Genomic DNA, 18,483 nt, shown 5'->3' with positions numbered 1-18,483 from the left:
ACCGACGAGTAGCCCCGAGAGCGACGGGCGGGGTCCGTGACTCCCGCCTCAGCGGGCCCCTCACCTGAGGAAGGGGTCCACCGCGATCGCCACGAACAGGATCGACACGTAGGTGATCGACCAGTGGAACAGCCGCATCTCCTTGAGCTTGCCGCCCGTCACCTCGGCCTTGGCGCGGTTCTGCAGCCCGTGCGCCTCCCACAGCCAGAAGCCGCCGGCCAGCAGGGCCACCAGGGTGTAGAACCAGCCCGTGTAGCCGAGGGGCGTGAGCAGCAGGGAGACGGCGACCATGACCCAGCTGTAGATCACGATCTGCCGGGCGACGACCTTGTTGGAGGCGACGACCGGGAGCATCGGCACGCCCACGCGCGCGTAGTCGTCCTTGACCTTCATCGACAGCGGCCAGTAGTGCGGCGGCGTCCAGAAGAACATGACGAGGAAGAGGATGACCGGGGCCCAGGACATGGAGTCCGTGACCGCGGACCAGCCGATGAGGACCGGGAGGCAGCCGGCGATGCCGCCCCACACGATGTTCTGCGACGTACGCCTCTTGAGGATCATCGTGTAGACGACGACGTAGAAGAGGAGCGCTCCGAGCGCCAGCCAGGCGGACAGCCAGTTGACGGTCAGGCCGAACATCAGGGTCGAGATCACCGCGAGCGAGATGCCGAAGGCGAGGCACTCACGGGGGCTGACCATGCCGGTGACGAGGGGCCGCTGCGAGGTGCGGTCCATGAGCGCGTCGATGTCGCGGTCGATGTACATGTTGAGCGCGTTGGCGCCGCCGGCGGACAGATAGCCGCCGACACAGGTGAGGAGGACCAGCTTGAGGTCCGGAACACCCTGCTGGGCCAGGAACATCACCGGAACGGTGGTGATCAGCAGCAGTTCGATGATCCGTGGCTTGGTCAGCGCCACGAACGCCATGACCCGGGCCCCGATCGGCCGCCGGCTCGGGCTCTGGCTCGCCCCGACAATCCCCGCTGGACGGGATTCAACGGCCGTCACGCACACCCCTGACAGAGACATCCCAGCAAGCCTTCGGGTGTGAACTCCCCGTAAAGGCTCACGCGTACCACGCCACTGTAGACGTTGCCCAGACCCGGACATTCGCGGGGGTGGGGTCGTGTTGGACGGCACCCCCGGAAGAGCTGATCACCACTCTGTTGAGCACTCGAACGAGCACCTCCGTATTCAGTTGCCGGATACGAAACGACCCAGTCGGGAGGCGGATCCGCGAGAGTCCCGGCAGTCTGGAATGACTCGAAAAAATGCACGTTCTTACGGGGGTAGGCTCGACAACGGCCGGTGGGCGCCCAGTGCACCGGCATCCGACATGCGTGACATGTGGAGAGGAGCCCTGACCCAGGGTGAGCACCAAGCCGACCACAACAGACCTCGAGTGGACCGAGTTGGACCAGCGGGCGGTGGACACCGCCCGCGTCCTGGCCGCCGATGCCGTACAGAAGGTCGGTAACGGCCATCCCGGTACGGCCATGAGCCTCGCGCCCGCCGCGTACACCCTCTTCCAGAAGGTGATGCGGCATGACCCGGCCGACGCCGACTGGGTGGGTCGCGACCGGTTCGTGCTGTCCGCCGGCCACTCGTCCCTGACCCTCTACACGCAGCTCTACCTGGCCGGGTTCGGCCTGGAGCTGGCCGACCTCGAAGCGTTCCGCACGTGGGGCTCGAAGACCCCGGGGCACCCCGAGTACGGCCACACCACCGGCGTGGAGACGACGACCGGCCCGCTGGGCCAGGGTGTCGCCAACGCGGTGGGCATGGCGATGGCCGCCCGCTACGAGCGCGGTCTGTTCGACCCGGACGCCCCCCAGGGCGAGTCGCCGTTCGACCACTTCATCTTCGCGATCGCCGGTGACGGCTGCCTCCAGGAAGGCATCTCCGCGGAGGCCTCCTCCATGGCGGGCCACCAGGAGCTCGGCAACCTCATCCTCCTGTGGGACGACAACCACATCTCCATCGAGGGCGACACGGAGACCGCGGTCTCCGAGGACACCGTCAAGCGCTACGAGGCCTACGGCTGGCACGTCCAGCGCGTCGCCCCGAAGCCGGACGGCGACCTCGACCCGCACGCCATCTACAACGCCATCGAGGCCGCGAAGAAGGTGACGAACAAGCCGTCGTTCATCGCGATGCGCTCGATCATCGCCTGGCCCGCGCCGAACGCGCAGAACACCGAGGCCGCGCACGGCTCGGCGCTCGGCGCCGACGAGGTCGCCGCCACCAAGCGCGTCCTCGGCTTCGACCCGGAGAAGTCCTTCGACGTCTCCGACGACGTCCTCAAGCACACCCGCCAGGCGCTGGACCGGGGCCGCGAGGCGAAGGCCGCGTGGGACCCGTCGTACCAGGAATGGCGCGCCAACAACCCGGAGCGCGCGGCCGAGTACGACCGCATCCGCGCGGGCGAGCTGCCGGCCGGCTGGGAAGAGCAGCTCCCGGCCTTCGAGACGGGCAAGTCCGTCGCCACCCGTGCCGCGTCCGGCAAGGTTCTCCAGGCGCTCGGCGCGGTCATCCCGGAGCTGTGGGGCGGCTCGGCCGACCTCGCGGGCTCGAACAACACGACGATCGACAAGACGTCGTCGTTCCTCCCGGCGGACAACCCGCTGCCGGAGGCGAACCCGTACGGCCGCACGATCCACTTCGGCATCCGCGAGCACTCCATGGGCGCGGAGCTGAACGGCATCACGCTGCACGGCAACACGCGCGCCTACGGCGGTACGTTCCTCGTCTTCTCCGACTACATGCGCAACGCCGTACGTCTGTCGGCGCTGATGCACCTGCCGGTGACGTACGTGTGGACGCACGACTCGATCGGCCTCGGCGAGGACGGACCGACCCACCAGCCGGTCGAGCACCTCGCGTCGCTGCGCGCGATCCCGGGCCTGAACGTGATCCGCCCGGCCGACGCCAACGAGACGGCCATCGCCTGGCGCGAGGTCCTGCGCCGCTACACGAAGGTGTACGGCGAGGGTCACCCGCACGGTTTCGCGCTGACCCGTCAGGGCGTGCCGACGTACGACGCCAACGAGGACACCGCCAAGGGCGGCTACGTGCTCTTCGAGGCGTCCACCGGGACCCCGGAGGTCATCCTCATCGGCACCGGTTCCGAGGTGCACCTGGCCGTCGAGGCGCGGGAGCAGCTGGAGGCCGACGGTGTGCCGACGCGGGTCGTGTCCATGCCCTGTGTGGAGTGGTTCGAGGCGCAGGACAAGGAGTACCGGGACAGCGTGCTGCCGCCGTCGGTCAGGGCGCGGGTCGCGGTCGAGGCCGGTATCGGTCTGACCTGGTACCGCTTCGTCGGGGACGCCGGTCGCATCGTTTCCCTGGAGCACTTCGGGGCTTCCGCCGACGGCAAGGTGCTCTTCCAGGAGTTCGGCTTCACTGCCGAGAATGTGGCCGCCAAGGCCAGGGAATCCATCGCCGCCGCCCAGAGCTGACGCTGACAAACGACACGTAGGAGATGCATTTTCCATGACAGACGCACTCAAGCGCCTCTCTGAAGAAGGCGTCGCGATCTGGCTGGACGACCTGTCGCGCAAGCGGATCACGTCCGGCAACCTCGCCGAACTGATCGACCAGCAGCACGTCGTGGGCGTCACCACCAACCCGTCGATCTTCCAGAAGGCCATCTCGGAGGGCGACGGCTACGACCAGCAGCTCGCCGACCTCGCGGCCCGCAAGGTCACCGTCGAGGAAGCCATCCGCATGATCACGACGGCGGACGTCCGCGACGCCGCCGACATCCTGCGGCCGGTCTTCGACGCGACCGGCGGCCAGGACGGCCGGGTCTCCATCGAGGTCGACCCGCGCCTGGCCCACAACACCAAGGCGACCGTCGCCGAGGCCAAGCAGCTGGCCTGGCTGGTGGACCGCCCCAACGCCCTGATCAAGATTCCGGCCACCGAGGCGGGCATCCCGGCGATCGCCGAGACGATCGGGCTCGGCATCAGCGTCAACGTCACGCTGATCTTCTCGCTGGAGCGCTACCGCAAGGTGATGGACGCGTACATCACCGGCCTGGAGAAGGCCAAGGAGCGCGGCCTGGACCTCTCGAAGATCCACTCCGTGGCGTCCTTCTTCGTGTCCCGTGTGGACACCGAGATCGACAAGCGGATCGACGCGCTGGGCACCGACGAGGCCAAGGCCGCCCGCGGCAAGGCCGGTCTCGCCAACGCGCGGCTGGCCTACGAGGCGTACCAGGAGGTCTTCTCCTCGGACCGCTGGGCCGCCCTCGACAAGGCGCAGGCCAACAAGCAGCGTCCGCTGTGGGCCTCGACCGGCGTCAAGGACAAGGCGTACAAGGACACCCTGTACGTGGACGAGCTGGTGGCGCCGAACACGGTGAACACCATGCCGGAGGCCACTCTCGAGGCCGCCGAGGACCACGGGCAGATCACCGGCGACACCATCACCGGCACGTACGAGCAGTCGCGCGCCGAGCTGGCCGCCGTGGAAGCGCTGGGCATCTCGTACGACGAGGTCGTGCAGCTGCTGGAGGACGAGGGCGTCGAGAAGTTCGAGGCCGCCTGGACCGACCTGCTCAAGTCGACCGAGGCGGAGCTCTCGCGCCTCGCCCCCTCGGAGGGCTGAGACCTTGGCTCCTCATTCCGGTTCCGGGGCGAATCCGCTTCGTGACCCCGCCGACCGACGGCTCCCGCGTATCGCGGGGCCGTCGGGCCTGGTCATCTTCGGCGTCACAGGCGATTTGTCACGCAAAAAGCTGATGCCCGCCGTGTACGACCTCGCCAACCGGGGGCTGCTGCCGCCGGGCTTCTCGCTCGTCGGGTTCGCCCGGCGCGAGTGGGCCAACGAGGACTTCGCGCAGGAGGTCCACGACGCGGTCAAGGAGCACTCGCGCACGCCGTTCCGTGAGGAGGTCTGGCAGCAGCTCGTCCAGGGGATGCGCTTCGTCCAGGGCACCTTCGACGACGACGACGCGTTCGACCGGCTGCGCGACACGATCGACGAGCTGGACAAGGCGCAGGGCACGGGCGGCAACTTCGCCTTCTACCTGTCGGTGCCGCCGCGTTCCTTCCCGGTCGTCATCCAGCAGCTGAAGAAGCACGGTCTGGCCGACCAGGAGGGCGGTTCCTGGCGGCGCGCGGTCATCGAGAAGCCCTTCGGCCACGACCTCAAGTCGGCCGAGGACCTCAACAAGGTCGTGCACGAGGTGTTCGCCGCGGACCAGGTCTTCCGCATCGACCACTACCTCGGCAAGGAGACCGTCCAGAACATCCTGGCGCTCCGCTTCGCCAACACGATGTTCGAGCCGATCTGGAACCGGTCCTTCGTGGACCACGTGCAGATCACCATGGCCGAGGACATCGGCATCGGCGGCCGGGCCGGCTACTACGACGGCATCGGCGCCGCCCGTGACGTCATCCAGAACCACCTCCTGCAGCTGATGGCGCTGACCGCGATGGAGGAGCCCGCCTCCTTCTCCGCCGACGCGCTGGCCGCCGAGAAGGAGAAGGTGCTCGGCGCGGTACGACTGCCGAAGGACCTGGGGAAGAACACGGTCCGCGGGCAGTACGCCGAGGGCTGGCAGGGCGGCGAGAAGGCCGTCGGCTACCTCCAGGAAGACGGCATCGACCCCAGGTCGAAGACCGACACGTACGCCGCGATCAAGGTCGAGGTCGACAACCGCCGCTGGGCGGGCGTCCCCTTCTACCTGCGCACCGGCAAGCGCCTCGGCCGCCGCGTCACGGAGATCGCGGTGGTCTTCCAGCGCGCCCCGCACTCCCCCTTCGACCAGACGGCGACGGAGGAGCTGGGCCAGAACGCGATCGTCTTCCGCGTCCAGCCCGACGAGGGCGTCACGGTCCGCTTCGGCTCCAAGGTGCCCGGCACCTCGATGGAGATCCGGGACGTCTCCATGGACTTCGCCTACGGCGAGTCGTTCACGGAGTCCAGCCCGGAGGCGTACGAGCGGCTCATCCTCGACGTCCTGCTCGGCGACTCGAACCTCTTCCCGCGCACGGAGGAGGTCGAGCTGTCCTGGAAGATCCTCGACCCGATCGAGCAGTACTGGGACAAGCACGGCAAGCCCGCGCAGTACCAGTCCGGGACGTGGGGTCCGGTCGAGGCCGACGAAATGCTCGCACGAGAGGGACGGAGCTGGCGCCGGCCATGAAGATAGACCTCACCGACACCACTGCCAGCAAGATCAACAAGGCGCTCGTCAAGGGCCGCCGCGCCATCGGCACCCCCGCCGTCGGCATGGTGCTCACCCTCGTCGTCGTCACGGACGAGGAGAACGCCTACGACGCGCTGAAGGCCGCCAACGACGCGTCGCACGAGCACCCCTCGCGCACGCTCGTGGTCATCAAGCGCGTCTCGCGCTCGTCCCGCAACCGCACACAGTCCCGCCTCGACGCCGAGGTACGGGTGGGCGCGGACGCGGGCAGCGGCGAGACGGTCGTCCTGCGGCTCTACGGCGAGGTCTCCGACCACGCCCAGTCCGTGGTGCTGCCGCTGCTGCTGCCGGACGCGCCGGTGGTGGTCTGGTGGTCGGTGGACGCGCCCCGCGACCCGGCGAACGACCCGCTGGGCGCCCTGAGCCAGCGCCGGGTCACCGACAGCTACGCGGCGGAGAAGCCCGTCGACGAGCTGCGGTCCCGCGCCGAGAGCTACGAGCCGGGCGACACCGACCTGGCCTGGGCCCGGATCACCCCGTGGCGCTCGATGCTGGCCGCCGCGCTCGACCAGGTCTCCTCGGAGATCGTCTCCGCCGAGGTGGCGGGCGAGGAGTCCAACCCGAGCGTCGAACTGCTCGCGATGTGGCTCGCCGACCGCCTCCACGTGCACGTCCGGCGGGCGGTCTCCGCGGGTCCCGGTCTGACCCAGGTCCGCCTGGAGACGACCGGCGGGCCGATCACCCTGCACCGCTCGGACGGGGCGATGGCCACCCTGGCGCTGCCCGGCCAGCCGGACCGCGCGGTGGCGCTCAAGCGCCGCGAGACGTCCGAACTCCTCGCGGAGGAGCTGCGCAGGCTCGACCCGGACGAGACGTACGCGTCCGCGCTGCGGTTCGGCGTGGACCGGCTGGGCGGTATCCAGTCGGCGGCGGAACGGGCGGAGGCGGCGGCTCAGCCGGTGCCCGCGCTGCCGGTGCGCGCGGTCTCGGACACGGCTCCGGCGTCCTCGGACACGGCTTCGCCGGCTTCGGGGTCGTCCGCTACGGCTCCGTCGGACCAGGGCGGTTCCGGCCGGCCAACCCCCGCGAAGATGCCCCCGGTGAAGAAGGCTGATCCGCAGTGAGCACTCCCCAGCTCGTCGTCCACCGCGACAAGGAACTGATGGCCCAGGCCGCCGCGGCCCGGCTGATCACGAAGATCGTGGACGCGCAGGCCTCGCGCGGCTACGCCTCGATCGTGCTCACCGGCGGTCGCAACGGCAACGGTCTGCTGGCAGCCCTGGCGGGTCAGCCCGCCCGGGACGCCATCGACTGGGGCCGCCTCGACCTGTGGTGGGGCGACGAGCGGTTCCTGCCCGAGGGCGACCCCGAGCGCAATGACACCCAGGCCCGAGAGGCACTGCTCGACGCGGTGCCACTGGACCCGAAGCGCGTGCACGCCATGCCCGCGTCGGACGGTCTCTACGGCAACGACGTGGAAGCGGCCGCGGCCGGTTACGCCGAGGAACTCGCCCGGTCCGCCGGTCCCGAGAACCACGACTCCGTCCCGGCCTTCGACGTCCTCATGCTGGGCGTCGGCCCGGACACCCATGTGGCGTCGCTCTTCCCGGAGCTGCCCGCCGTACGGGAGACCGAGCGCACGGTCGTCGGCGTCCACGGCGCGCCCAAGCCGCCGCCGACCCGGGTCACGCTGACCCTGCCGGCGATCCGGTCGGCCCGCGAGGTGTGGCTGCTCGCGGCCGGCGAGGACAAGGCCGAGGCAGCGGCGATCGCCCTGTCGGGCGCGGGGGAGATCCAGGCACCGGCCGCCGGTGCCCAGGGCCGCTCCCGCACCCTGTGGCTGCTCGACGCGGCGGCGGCCTCGCAGCTGCCCCGCGCGCTGTATCCGCCGGCTTCCGCCTGACACCGGCGTCTATCGGCAACTTGCCGAAGAGCCCGTACGACCTCGGTCGTACGGGCTCTTCGCTGTCTCAACGCCCGCGCAGCTCGCGGTACTTGGCGACCAGGGCAGTCGTCGACGCGTCCAGTCCCGGTACGTCGGCGCCTTCGGTGAGGGCGGGTTCGACGCGCTTGGCGAGGACCTTGCCGAGCTCGACGCCCCACTGGTCGAAGGAGTCGATGTTCCACACCGCGCCTTGGACGAACACCTTGTGCTCGTACAGCGCGATCAACTGCCCGAGCACGGACGGGGTCAGCTCGCGGGCCAGGATCGTCGTCGTGGGGTGGTTGCCCTTGAACGTCTTGTGCGGCACCAGCTCCTCCGCCACGCCCTCCGCGCGCACCTCGTCCGGTGTCTTGCCGAACGCCAACGCCTGCGTCTGGGCGAAGAAGTTGGCCATCAGCAGGTCGTGCTGCGCCTTGAGCCCGTCACTCAGCTCGGCCACCGGCTCGGCGAAGCCGATGAAGTCCGCCGGGATCAACTTCGTGCCCTGGTGGATGAGTTGGTAGTACGCGTGCTGGCCGTTGGTGCCCGGCGTGCCCCACACCACCGGCCCGGTCTGCCAGTCGACCTCCTGGCCGTCCCGGCCGACGTACTTGCCGTTCGACTCCATGTCCAACTGCTGGAGATACGCGGTGAACTTGGAGAGGTAGTGGCTGTACGGCAGCACCGCGTGCGACTGGGCGTCGTGGAAGTTGCCGTACCAGACACCCAACAGACCGAGCAGCAAAGGCACGTTGGACTCGGCGGGCGCGGTGCGGAAGTGCTCGTCGACGAGGTGGAAGCCGTCGAGCATCTCCCGGAAGCGGTCCGGGCCGATGGCGATCATCAGCGAGAGACCGATCGCCGAGTCGTACGAGTAGCGTCCGCCGACCCAGTCCCAGAACTCGAACATGTTGTCCGTGTCGATGCCGAAGTCCGACACCTTCCCGGCATTCGTCGACAGCGCCACGAAGTGCTTCGCCACGGCGTCCTGACCGGCCTTCAGCTCGGTGAGGAGCCAGTCGCGGGCGGAGGTCGCGTTGGTGATCGTCTCGATCGTGGTGAACGTCTTCGAGGCGATGATGAACAGCGTCTCCGCCGCGTCGAGGTCACGGGTCGCCTCGTGCAGGTCGGCGCCGTCCACGTTCGACACGAACCGGACCGTCAGATCGCGGTCGGTGAAGCTGCGCAGCACCTCGTACGCCATCGCCGGACCGAGGTCGGAGCCGCCGATGCCGATGTTGACGATGTTCTTGATGCGCTGGCCGGTGTGGCCGGTCCACGCGCCGGAGCGGACCCGGTCCGCGAAGCCGGCCATCTTGTCGAGCACGGCGTGCACCTGCGGCACCACGTTCTCGCCGTCGACCTCGACCACCGCGTCGCGCGGGGCGCGCAGGGCGGTGTGCAGGACCGCGCGGTCCTCGGTGACGTTGATCTTGTCGCCGCGGAACATGGCGTCCCGGAGGCCGAACACGTCCGTGGCGGCGGCCAGCGCCTGCAGCAGCCGCAGGGTCTCGTCGGTGACGAGGTGCTTCGAGTAGTCGAGGTGCAGGTCACCGACCTTGAGGGTGTAGCCGGTGCCGCGCCCGGGATCGGCGGCGAACAGCTCCCGCAACTGCACCTCGCCGAGCTCCTCACGGTGCTTGGCCAAGGCGGTCCACTCGGGCGTCTGGTTGAGCCTGGTACGGCCGTCTGCGTTCATTGCGACTTCAGCCTTCTTTCCTACCGACCTGCGGGCCTGTTCCAACCTAATTGATCAGCCCGGGACGCGAGCTGTCGTCGCGTCGTCCTCCAGGGCAACAACAGGTACGTCCGGCTTGACCGCCGGTATCAGCGCCAGGACCGACAGCACGAAGAAAGCCGCGGTGAGCAGTGCGGGCGTGTTCAGTCCCCAGGCGGTGGCGACGGCCCCGCCGAGGAGCGCGCCCAGCGGGGCCCCGGCCGCGGCCAGGGTCCGGAAGGCCGAGCTGACCCGGCCCAGCAGGTCGGTGGGGGCGCGCTGCTGCATCAGCGTGGTCGTGCTGACGTTCCACACCATGCTCATGACGCCGAAGGCCGCCATGGCCGCGACGACGGCGGTCAGGCTGCGCACGGTGCCCATGACGACGAGCGCCGCGGTCTGCACGAGACCGGCGAGCAGCACGGCCCGCAGGGGGCCGAGCCGGTCGGTGATCCGCCGGTGCAGCACTCCCCCGGCCAGGCCGCCGACGGTGAACGCGGTGGTCACCGCGACGTATCCGGCGGTACCTGCGTGCAGCCAACCGGTCACCAGGACGACCAGGGTGGCGATCAGGGCGCCCATGCCGATGTTGCACAGGGCGGTCGCGGCGCACAGGCCGCGCAGGGCCCGGTCGTGCCACAGGGCGCGCAGTCCGTCGGCGATCTCCCCGCGCAGGGTGCTGCCCGCCGGTCTCGGGCCGCGCGACGCGGCGCCGTCGGATCCCGCTCCCCCGCCGGGCGCCGGGATCCGCAGTGAGGCCACCAGTGCGGCGGCGACCAGGAAGGTCACGGCGTCGGCGGCGAAGGGGACGGCGGCCCCGGCGACGATCAGCGCCGGCACCACGGGCGCCCCCAGCAGACCGCCCGCGATCTTCTGCCCGGTCATCAGCCGAGCGTTGGCGGTGCCGAGCGCCGACCGGTCCACCAGGGCCGGCAGCAGGGCCGTGGCGGCGTTGTCGAAGAGGGTCTGGAGCGTGGTCAGTGCGAAGGCCAGCGCGATGAGCAGCGGGATCGAGGCCCGGCCGAGCCCGACGGCCACGGCGAAGGCGGCGACGAGGAGCCCGCGCACCGCGTCCACCCGCCACATCGCGCGCCGCTGGTCCACCCGGTCCGCGACCGCGCCGCCGAGCAGGCCGAAGACGATCCAGGGCAGATAGCCGCAGGCGGTGACGGACGCGATGAGCAGGGGCCGGTGCGTCAGCGACACGGCGAGCAGCGGCAGCGCCGCCGTACGCAGCGCGTCCCCGAAGCGCGACACGACGGCCGCGCTCCACAGCTGCCCGAACCCCCCGCGCCACGCGGGCACATGACTGCCCGTCACCTCGACCGTCGTCACCGCTCCCCCTCACGGTTCGTCATTTCACAAACCGTAGAGGGCAGCACTGACAATCGGTCCTGAGGCCGTCGGCCGCCTGAGGGCGGAACAGCTCCGGCCAGACACCTCGTGGGCGTCCGGCCGGTTCAACTCCTAGATTTCTCCCCGCAGTTTGGCGAGCGCCTCGGCGAGGATCGCCTCGCCGTCCGCGTCGCTGCGCCGCTCCCGTACATACGCGAGGTGCGTCTTGTAGGGCTCGGTGCGCGGCGGGTCCGGCGGGTTGTCCCGGTCCTGTCCGGCCGGGAAGCCGCAGCGCGGGCAGTCCCAGGTGTCGGGAACCTGCGCGTCGCTGGCGAAGCTGGGCTGCGTCTCGTGCCCGTTGGAGCACCAGAAGGAGATGCGCAGCCGTGGCGCGGACTCGCCACGCTCGGCCTCGCCCATCGGCCCCGCCCCGACCCGGCTTCCACGGATCGCGTTGCCACTTGCCACGGTCGTAACTCCCTGCGTGATGGTGCCGCGAAGCGAGTCGGCGTTTCGCTCCGTTGCGAGCGCCTCAGTCTACGTAAGGCCCAACGCGCGTCCAGTGGTTGGAGTTACAGCCCCCACACCTAGACGCAAGCCCCATGATAGGCCGCGCTCAGCTGCGCGTACCGAACATGGGGCCATACGTACGGAATGTGCGACGGAACGTGCGGTCAGTTCGTCTTCATCAGCAGACCGAGCACGACGATGCAGGTGAACCAGAGCAGACCGAGCCCGACGGTGATGCGGTCGAGGTTGCGCTCGGCGACCGAAGAACCACCGACGGACGACGACATGCCGCCACCGAACATGTCGGAGAGACCGCCGCCCTTCCCCTTGTGCATCAGCACCAGCAGCATCAGCAGCAGGCTGAAGACGATCAGGGCGATCGAGAACCCCAAAACCACGGCTGGACCAACTTCCTCGGATTCGGATGGACGACAGGGGGCACAGGGACAGCCCTATGCCCCCGCAAGGGTACGACGGATCGCCGCTACCGCCTACACACGGCCGGACTCACTGATCGCGGAAGCGCACGATCTTGACGAACTCGTCGGCGTCCAGCGAGGCACCGCCGACCAGGGCGCCGTCCACATCGGGCTGGGCCATGATCTCGGCGACGTTGCCGGACTTGACCGAGCCGCCGTACTGGATGCGGACCTGGTCGGCCAGCTCCTGGGTGTACAGCTCGGCGAGCTTGCCGCGGATGGCCTGGCAGACCTCCTGGGCGTCGCCGGAGCCGCAGACCTTGCCGGTGCCGATGGCCCAGACGGGCTCGTACGCGATGACGATCGTCTCGGCCTGCTCGGCCGGGACGTCCTTGAGGCCGCCCTCGACCTGGCTGAGCGTGTGCGCGACGTGGTTGCCCGCCTCGCGGACGTCCAGCTCCTCGCCGACGCAGAGGATCGGGGTCAGGCCGTGCTTGTACGCGGCCTTCACCTTGGCGTTGACGACCTCGTCGGTCTCGGCGTGGTACTGGCGGCGCTCGGAGTGGCCGATGGCCACGTACGTGCACTTGAGCTTGGCCAGCATCGCACCGGAGATCTCGCCGGTGTAGGCGCCGGAGTCGTGCGCCGAGATGTCCTGGGCGCCGTACTTGATCTTGAGCTTGTCGCCGTCGACCAGGGTCTGCACGGAGCGCAGGTCGGTGAAGGGCGGCAGGACGGCGACCTCGACGGCCTCGTAGTCCTTGTCCGCGAGGGCGAAGGCGAGCTTCTGGACGTGGGCGATGGCCTCGAGGTGGTTGAGGTTCATCTTCCAGTTGCCCGCCATGATCGGCGTGCGCGTGCTCATTAAGGTCAGTCCTCCAGTGCGGCGAGGCCGGGGAGCGTCTTGCCCTCGAGGTATTCGAGGGAGGCGCCGCCGCCGGTCGAGATGTGGCCGAATGCGGTCTCGTCGAAGCCCAGGATGCGGACGGCCGCGGCGGAGTCGCCACCGCCGACGACCGTGAACGCCGGGGAGTCGAGAAGGGCCTGGGCGACCGCCTTGGTGCCCGCGGCGTAGTCGGGGTGCTCGAAGACACCCATCGGGCCGTTCCAGAAGATGGTGGCCGCGTCGGCGAGCTTCGAGGCGTACAGGGCACCGGTCTCGGGACCGATGTCCAGGCCCATCTGGTCGGCGGGGATGGCGTCCGCGGCGACGGTGGTGGGGTTGGACGGGGCCTTCGTCTTCAGGTCGGGGAACGCCGACGCGGTCACGACGTCGACCGGGACGACCAGCTCGACGCCGTTCTTCTCGGCGCGCTCGACGTACTCGGTGACGGCGGGCAGCTGGTCGTCCTGGACCAGGGAGGCGCCGATCTCGTAGCCCTTGGCCTTGAGGAAGGTGAAGGCCATGCCGCCGCCGATGAGGATGCGGTCGGCCTTGCCGAGCAGCTGGTCGATGACGGCGAGCTTGTCGGAGACCTTGGAGCCGCCGAGCGCCACCACGTAGGGCCGCTTGACGTCCTCGGTGAGCTTCTTCAGGACGCCGACCTCGGTGGCGATGAGGTAGCCGGCGTAGTGCGGCAGCCGGGCCGGGAGGTCGTACACGGAAGCGTGCTTGCGGTGCACGGCACCGAAACCGTCGCCTACGTAGATGTCCGCCAGGGCGGCGAGCCGGTCGGCGAACTCGCCGCGCTCGGTGTCGTCCTTGGAGGTCTCGCCCGCGTTGAAGCGCAGGTTCTCGATGACCGCGACCTGGCCGGGCTCGAGGCCGCGGACCGCGTCGTGGGCGGCGGGGCCGACGGTGTCCTGGGCGAACGCGACCGGCGCGCCCAGGAGTTCGGCGAGGCGCTCGGCCGGCTGGAGGAGGGAGAAGGCCGGGTCCGGGGCGCCCTTGGGGCGGCCCAGGTGCGAGGCCACGATCACCTTGGCGCCCGCCTCGGCGAGGGCCTTGACGGTGGGCAGCACCGCGCGGATGCGGCCGTCGTCGGTGATGAGGCCGTCGGCCAGCGGGACGTTGAGGTCGGCGCGGACGAAGACCCGCTTGCCGTCCACGCCTTCGGCGAGAAGTTCGTCGATCGTCTTCATAAAGGGACTCCTAGGGAGGGCTCTTCAGATCCGAGAGGGCTGATCGATCACTACGTAGTACAGGGCCCGGGCAGCGCGGCGTGCGCTGCCCGAGCCCTGACTCACATCGAGTTGCCTGCTCCGGGAGTTAGAGCTGGCCGCCGACGAAGACCGTGAGGTCGACGAGGCGGTTGGAGTAGCCCCACTCGTTGTCGTACCAGCCGAGGATCTTCACCGAGGTGCCGTCCTGGACCATCGTCAGGGACGAGTCGAAGGTGCAGGAGGCCGGGTCGCTGACGATGTCCGAGGAGACGATCTCGTCCTCGGTGTACGCCAGGAGGCCCTTGAGCGGGCCGTCCTCGGAGGCCTTCTTGAACGCGGCGTTGACCTCGTCCTTGGTGACCGGGCGCTGCAGTTCGACGACCAGGTCGGTGGCCGAGCCGGTCGGGACCGGGACGCGCATCGCGATGCCGTCGAGCTTGCCCTTGAGCTGCGGGAGCACGAGGGCGGTCGCCTTGGCGGCACCGGTCGTCGTCGGGATGATGTTCTCGGCGGCGGCGCGGGCGCGGCGGAGGTCCTTGTGCGGGAAGTCCAGGATGCGCTGGTCGTTCGTGTAGGCGTGGACCGTCGTCATCAGGCCCTTGACGATGCCGAAGTTCTCGTCGAGAACCTTGGCCATCGGCGCCACGCAGTTGGTGGTGCAGGAGGCGTTCGAGATGACGTGGTGGTTCGCCGGCTCGTACTTGTCCTGGTTGACGCCCATCACGATGGTGATGTCCTCGTCCTTGGCCGGAGCCGAGATGAGGACCTTCTTGGCGCCGCCGGCGATGTGCTTCTCGGCGTCGGCCTTCTTCGTGAAGATGCCGGTCGACTCGATGACGATGTCGACACCCAGGTCGCCCCACGGGATGTCGGCGGGGTTGCGCTCGGACAGCACCTTGATGGTGTGGCCGTCGACGGTGATGGTGTCCTCGGTGTGCGACACCTCGGCCTTGAGTCGGCCCAGGATGGTGTCGTACTTGAGCAGGTGAGCGGTGGTCGCGGTGTCACCCAGGTCGTTGACAGCCACGATCTCGATGTCAGCACCCTGCTCCAGCAGCGCGCGGAAGTAGTTACGACCGATGCGGCCAAAGCCGTTGATGCCTACGCGGATCGTCACGAACCGATCTCCTCGTTGGTACGCCGGCTCAGTGCCGGCGAGTTGTATGGGATGTCCCCGACCGCCTACGACCCTACCTCCCTGAGGCCTCCGTGGTGACATCGAGATGCCCCATACACGGCAGGGCGGTCCGTACCCGCCAGTAGGGGTACGGACCGCCCTGGATGTTCATGACATCGTCACACCGAGTCAGCTCCGAAGGGCCGCCAGAGCCTTCTTGAGCAGGGCCGCGCGGTCGGCGGCCGCGGTGACCTGCTCCAGGCCGAAGCCGAGCAGCACGGTGCGGTCGGTGGTGACCGCGCCGTACGTCTGGAACAGGGCTCCGGTGCGCGTCCAGTCCTTCAGGACGGCCGGGCTGCCCGGAGGCGGTCCCGTGACGCTCCAGGCGCCGAGGGAGGTCTCGAAGCCCTCGGTCTGGGTCGCCGTGCCGGCCAGGACGAGCGAGGTGTCGTCGGCGAGGACGCCGTGACCGCCGGAGCCCGGGTCGGTGATGTAACTCAGCGACACCTCGACCGACTTGCCGGCGTAGGCGCTCAGGTCGAAGCCGACCTGCTGCCAGCCGTCGGAGGCGCCGGTGAAGCTGTTCCACGTGCCGGTGGTGCCGGTCGCGGTGCAGCCGGAGGTGGAGAAGGTCAGGTAGTGCTTGAGCCAGGGGTGCTCGGCGACCAGGAAGCCGGCCTCGCACTCGGACGGCAGGGCGGTGCTGGTGGCGCCGCCGACCTCCGGGAGCGTGGTCCAGTCGTCGGCCCCGGTGGTGTGGATCTCGACCACGGCGTGGTCGTAGCCGGGCTCGGTGTCCCACAGCAGTTCGCTGCGCAGCGTGGGCCTGTCGGCCGCGCTGACCCCGGTGAGGTCGATGGTGCGGGTGAAGCGCTTGTAGGCGTCGTCGGTGTGGACGGCGGCCGCCATGTAGGAGCCCGCGTAGGGCCCGTACGGGTTGACGGTCCCGGCGAACTGACCGGCCCCCGCGCTCGCGAACTGCGGGTAGGTGGCCGGCGCCAGCGAGTCGGAGGTGACGCTGTACGTACCGGCCCGGTCCAGCGGGTTGCCGGGCGCGCCGCTCAGCGGTCCGGTGAAGCCGGCGAGCTTGCCGGAGCCGTTGAACCCGGTGGCCCCGGGGGTGGACGTACGCGAATAGGCGCCCAGGTAGTACTGGCTGAAGTCGTTCGAGGGGGTGCCGTCGCCGAGGTCGACGGAGCCGCCGGCCTGTTCGCCGGCCTCGATCAGCTTGCCGCCCTCGTTGAGGAAGGCGCGCAGCTGGAGCTGGGTGTCGTTGCCCGGTCCCGCCGTGCCCGAGTAGTGGACGACGGTCTTGAAGTGGTCGAGCACGCCGAGCGCGTCGGGCACGCCCTGGGTGGCGACGTCCCAGACGACCGCCTTGCGGCCGTTCGCCTTCAGCGCGTCGACGTAGGTCTGCGCCTGGGTGGCGGCGGCGCCTTCCTCGGCGACCACGAGGGTGTCGGCCGCGGGCCGCTTGGCGACCGTGTAGGTGAAGTGCGTGCTGGAGGTGGGCTTCCCGGACTTCGTCTCTCCGGTGAACCACACCTCGACCTTGTCGCCCTGGTCGCCGTCCTTGACCTTGGCGCGGTACTCGTCGAAGTACAGGTTGTCGTCCCCGCCGTAGGTCCGGCCGCCCTTCCAGGGCTTGAGGGCCACGTCCTTCGTACGGCCGCCGTTGACGCGGTACTTGAGTTCCTTGTCGCGCACGGACTTCCGTACGACGACGGAGACCTCCTGGTGGGCGCCGCGGGAGTACGACGTGGTGAAGGCGGCCGGGGTGAAGTCGGCGGCGCTGAGGCCGACCGACGAGGTGGGCCGGTCGGGGTGGACGGCGGTCTCGGCGACGGAGAGCGCGAAGGGGATGTTCTTCTGGAACTCGTCCTGGATCAGCTTCTCGTCGTCCGGGAAGTTGAAGACGGACTGGCAGTCGGCGGCGTTCCAGGCGTCGTTCGGGTCGATGTTCGACGCGGTCTGGCAGGTCGACATCTCGGGGGTGAACATCGACATGCTGTTGACGTTCGACGCGTGGCCGTCCGCCTCGCCGTTGGTCGTGTACAGCTCCGAGGAGACCTGTGAGTGGTAGCCGGGGATCGCCGGGTTGTCCGGGGTGCCGGCGAGCGCCTTGTAGAGGACGTCGTCCGGGGTGGGGGTCGCGACCTGCCAGCCGACCCCGTAGAGGAGGAGTTCGGCGGCGGAGTGGTAGTTGATGCCGTAGGTGAAGCCGATCCGCTTCTCGAAGGCGTCGAGCGCGGCGGTCTCGGGCTCCGAGTTCGGGCTCGCGCCCCGGTAGGTCTCACTGGTGGGGTTGGGGGACGAACCCTCGTCGTCGTAGCCCCACTTGTAGGCGAAGTTGCGGTTGAGGTCGACGCCGTCGCCGGTGGAGATGGTGCCGTCGCCGTTGACGTCCCGCAGGTTCTTGCGCCACAGGCGCGTGTCGCTGTTCTGGAACGTGTAGTCGTAGCCGTCCGGGTTGGCCGACAGCACGAACCACAGCTCGGTGGAGTCGACGATCTTCTTGATGCGCTTGTCGGTCTTGTAGTTGTCCAGGTAGTAGTGCATCAGCCGGCGGGTCATCTCCGGCGTGATCCACTCGCGCGCGTGCTGGTTGGACACGTACAGCACGGAGGGCTTGGAGCCGTCCTTGGTCGTCTTCGCGCCCTTGGTCAGTTTGAGCGCGAGGATGTCCTGGCCGTCGACCGTCTTGCCGATGGACTCGACCTTGGTGAGACCGGGGTTCGCCTGCCCCGTCCTGACGATCTCCTCCTTGAGCCCGCCGCTTCCGCTGTACGGGCGGAACACGCCCTGCGCCGCGTCCTCGACGCGCGTCTCGGCCTTGGCCGTCAGGGTGTGCTCGGTGAGGCCGACGCCCTGCTTCTCCAGCTTCTGGGCCTGGCGGTCGGTGAGGTAGACCTCCACGGCGGTCCTGCCGGAGGCCGAGAACTGGTTGTCGCCGAGTTCGTGGGCGTCCTGTCCGGCCTTCAGGAGCAGGGGTATCTGCTGCTGGGTGACGTCGGCGTGGAAGACCTTGACCTCGTCCGGGTCGGACTTCGTGGAACTCCCGCCCTGCGCCTGGGCGATGGGTGCGATGCTCGCGCCTGCGATCAGGAGCGCGCCGACAGCGAGGATCGATCTCGCTCTGTGTCTCATGAAACCCCCTGGCAACTGTTCGCCACAGCAGCGAACAGTTGCCAGGCTCATGAC

At 69.3% G+C, this 18,483-nt stretch carries 14 protein-coding genes; 5 read left to right on the top strand and 9 right to left on the bottom strand.

The features are described 5' to 3' along the window. Positions 1-60 precede the first annotated feature (60 nt). Positions 61-1,014: a heme o synthase gene (locus tag OHT77_RS33550; protein ID WP_384289767.1), complete on the bottom strand. Its 954-nt coding sequence runs from the start codon at positions 1,012-1,014 to the stop codon at positions 61-63. 356 nt (positions 1,015-1,370) lie between these two features. Here OHT77_RS33550 and tkt point away from each other — a divergent pair, with 356 nt between their 5' ends. Genes tkt through pgl form a run of 5 tightly spaced genes read left to right on the top strand, consistent with a single transcriptional unit; the run spans position 1,371 to position 8,060 of the window. Then, a complete protein-coding gene (gene tkt, locus OHT77_RS33545) occupies positions 1,371-3,458 on the top strand; it encodes a transketolase (RefSeq protein WP_328832170.1) in 2,088 nt (695 codons plus the stop codon). Positions 3,459-3,492: 34 nt separating this feature from the next. Beyond that, on the top strand, positions 3,493-4,611 hold the full coding sequence (gene tal / locus OHT77_RS33540; RefSeq protein ID WP_328832169.1) for a transaldolase: 1,119 nt from the start codon (positions 3,493-3,495) through the stop codon (positions 4,609-4,611). A 4-nt stretch (positions 4,612-4,615) separates the two neighbouring features. Continuing rightward, complete coding sequence (gene zwf, locus OHT77_RS33535; protein WP_328832168.1) at positions 4,616-6,154, top strand: glucose-6-phosphate dehydrogenase; 1,539 nt, start codon at positions 4,616-4,618, stop codon at positions 6,152-6,154. After that, positions 6,151-7,281 (top strand): glucose-6-phosphate dehydrogenase assembly protein OpcA, encoded by a 1,131-nt coding sequence (opcA, locus tag OHT77_RS33530; protein ID WP_328832167.1) that lies wholly within the window; start codon positions 6,151-6,153, stop codon positions 7,279-7,281. The genes zwf and opcA overlap by 4 nt, the downstream gene beginning before the upstream one ends. Continuing rightward, positions 7,278-8,060, top strand: coding sequence for a 6-phosphogluconolactonase (gene pgl / locus OHT77_RS33525; protein ID WP_328832166.1), 783 nt, complete (start codon positions 7,278-7,280; stop codon positions 8,058-8,060). Before opcA ends, pgl begins: the two co-directional genes overlap by 4 nt. Before the next feature lie 67 nt (positions 8,061-8,127). Here the strand turns inward: pgl and pgi are convergent, their stop codons facing one another. The 8 genes from pgi to OHT77_RS33485 all read right to left on the bottom strand — a co-directional run bounded on the left by pgi (position 8,128) and on the right by OHT77_RS33485 (position 18,429). After that, positions 8,128-9,780, bottom strand: coding sequence for a glucose-6-phosphate isomerase (gene pgi / locus OHT77_RS33520; protein ID WP_328832165.1), 1,653 nt, complete (start codon positions 9,778-9,780; stop codon positions 8,128-8,130). 54 nt (positions 9,781-9,834) lie between these two features. Beyond that, a complete protein-coding gene (locus OHT77_RS33515) occupies positions 9,835-11,133 on the bottom strand; it encodes an MFS transporter (RefSeq protein ID WP_328832164.1) in 1,299 nt (432 codons plus the stop codon). A gap of 132 nt (positions 11,134-11,265) precedes the next feature. After that, on the bottom strand, positions 11,266-11,601 hold the full coding sequence (locus OHT77_RS33510; protein WP_003957010.1) for an RNA polymerase-binding protein RbpA: 336 nt from the start codon (positions 11,599-11,601) through the stop codon (positions 11,266-11,268). 206 nt (positions 11,602-11,807) lie between these two features. Continuing rightward, positions 11,808-12,041 carry a preprotein translocase subunit SecG gene (gene secG, locus OHT77_RS33505; RefSeq protein WP_328832163.1) on the bottom strand — a complete coding sequence of 78 codons (234 nt, stop codon included), beginning with the start codon at positions 12,039-12,041 and terminating at the stop codon, positions 11,808-11,810. 109 nt (positions 12,042-12,150) lie between these two features. Then, positions 12,151-12,927 (bottom strand): triose-phosphate isomerase, encoded by a 777-nt coding sequence (tpiA, locus tag OHT77_RS33500; RefSeq protein ID WP_328832162.1) that lies wholly within the window; start codon positions 12,925-12,927, stop codon positions 12,151-12,153. Between the two features lie 5 nt (positions 12,928-12,932). Continuing rightward, positions 12,933-14,144, bottom strand: a complete 1,212-nt coding sequence (locus tag OHT77_RS33495) for a phosphoglycerate kinase (protein ID WP_328832161.1) — start codon at positions 14,142-14,144, stop codon at positions 12,933-12,935. A 127-nt stretch (positions 14,145-14,271) separates the two neighbouring features. After that, positions 14,272-15,282: a type I glyceraldehyde-3-phosphate dehydrogenase gene (gene gap, locus OHT77_RS33490; RefSeq protein WP_266767532.1), complete on the bottom strand. Its 1,011-nt coding sequence runs from the start codon at positions 15,280-15,282 to the stop codon at positions 14,272-14,274. Positions 15,283-15,471: 189 nt separating this feature from the next. Further along, positions 15,472-18,429, bottom strand: a complete 2,958-nt coding sequence (locus OHT77_RS33485; RefSeq protein WP_328832160.1) for a M14 family metallopeptidase — start codon at positions 18,427-18,429, stop codon at positions 15,472-15,474. Between the last annotated feature and the right edge of the window lie 54 nt (positions 18,430-18,483).

The organism is Streptomyces sp. NBC_00252, from assembly GCF_036187565.1.
GTDB lineage: Bacteria > Actinomycetota > Actinomycetes > Streptomycetales > Streptomycetaceae > Streptomyces.
Note: the sequence above shows the minus strand (reverse complement) of the source record. Positions and strands in the feature narration are given on the sequence as shown.

Excerpts from the sequence above, each read along its gene's own strand:
- pgi (WP_328832165.1), bottom strand. The coding sequence starts at position 9,780 with ATGAACGCAGACGGCCGTACCAGGCTCAACCAGACGCCCGAGTGGACC.
- tal (WP_328832169.1), top strand. The coding sequence starts at position 3,493 with ATGACAGACGCACTCAAGCGCCTCTCTGAAGAAGGCGTCGCGATCTGG.
- opcA (WP_328832167.1), top strand. The coding sequence starts at position 6,151 with ATGAAGATAGACCTCACCGACACCACTGCCAGCAAGATCAACAAGGCG.
- OHT77_RS33485 (WP_328832160.1), bottom strand. The coding sequence starts at position 18,429 with ATGAGACACAGAGCGAGATCGATCCTCGCTGTCGGCGCGCTCCTGATC.
- tpiA (WP_328832162.1), bottom strand. The coding sequence starts at position 12,927 with ATGAGCACGCGCACGCCGATCATGGCGGGCAACTGGAAGATGAACCTC.
- OHT77_RS33495 (WP_328832161.1), bottom strand. The coding sequence starts at position 14,144 with ATGAAGACGATCGACGAACTTCTCGCCGAAGGCGTGGACGGCAAGCGG.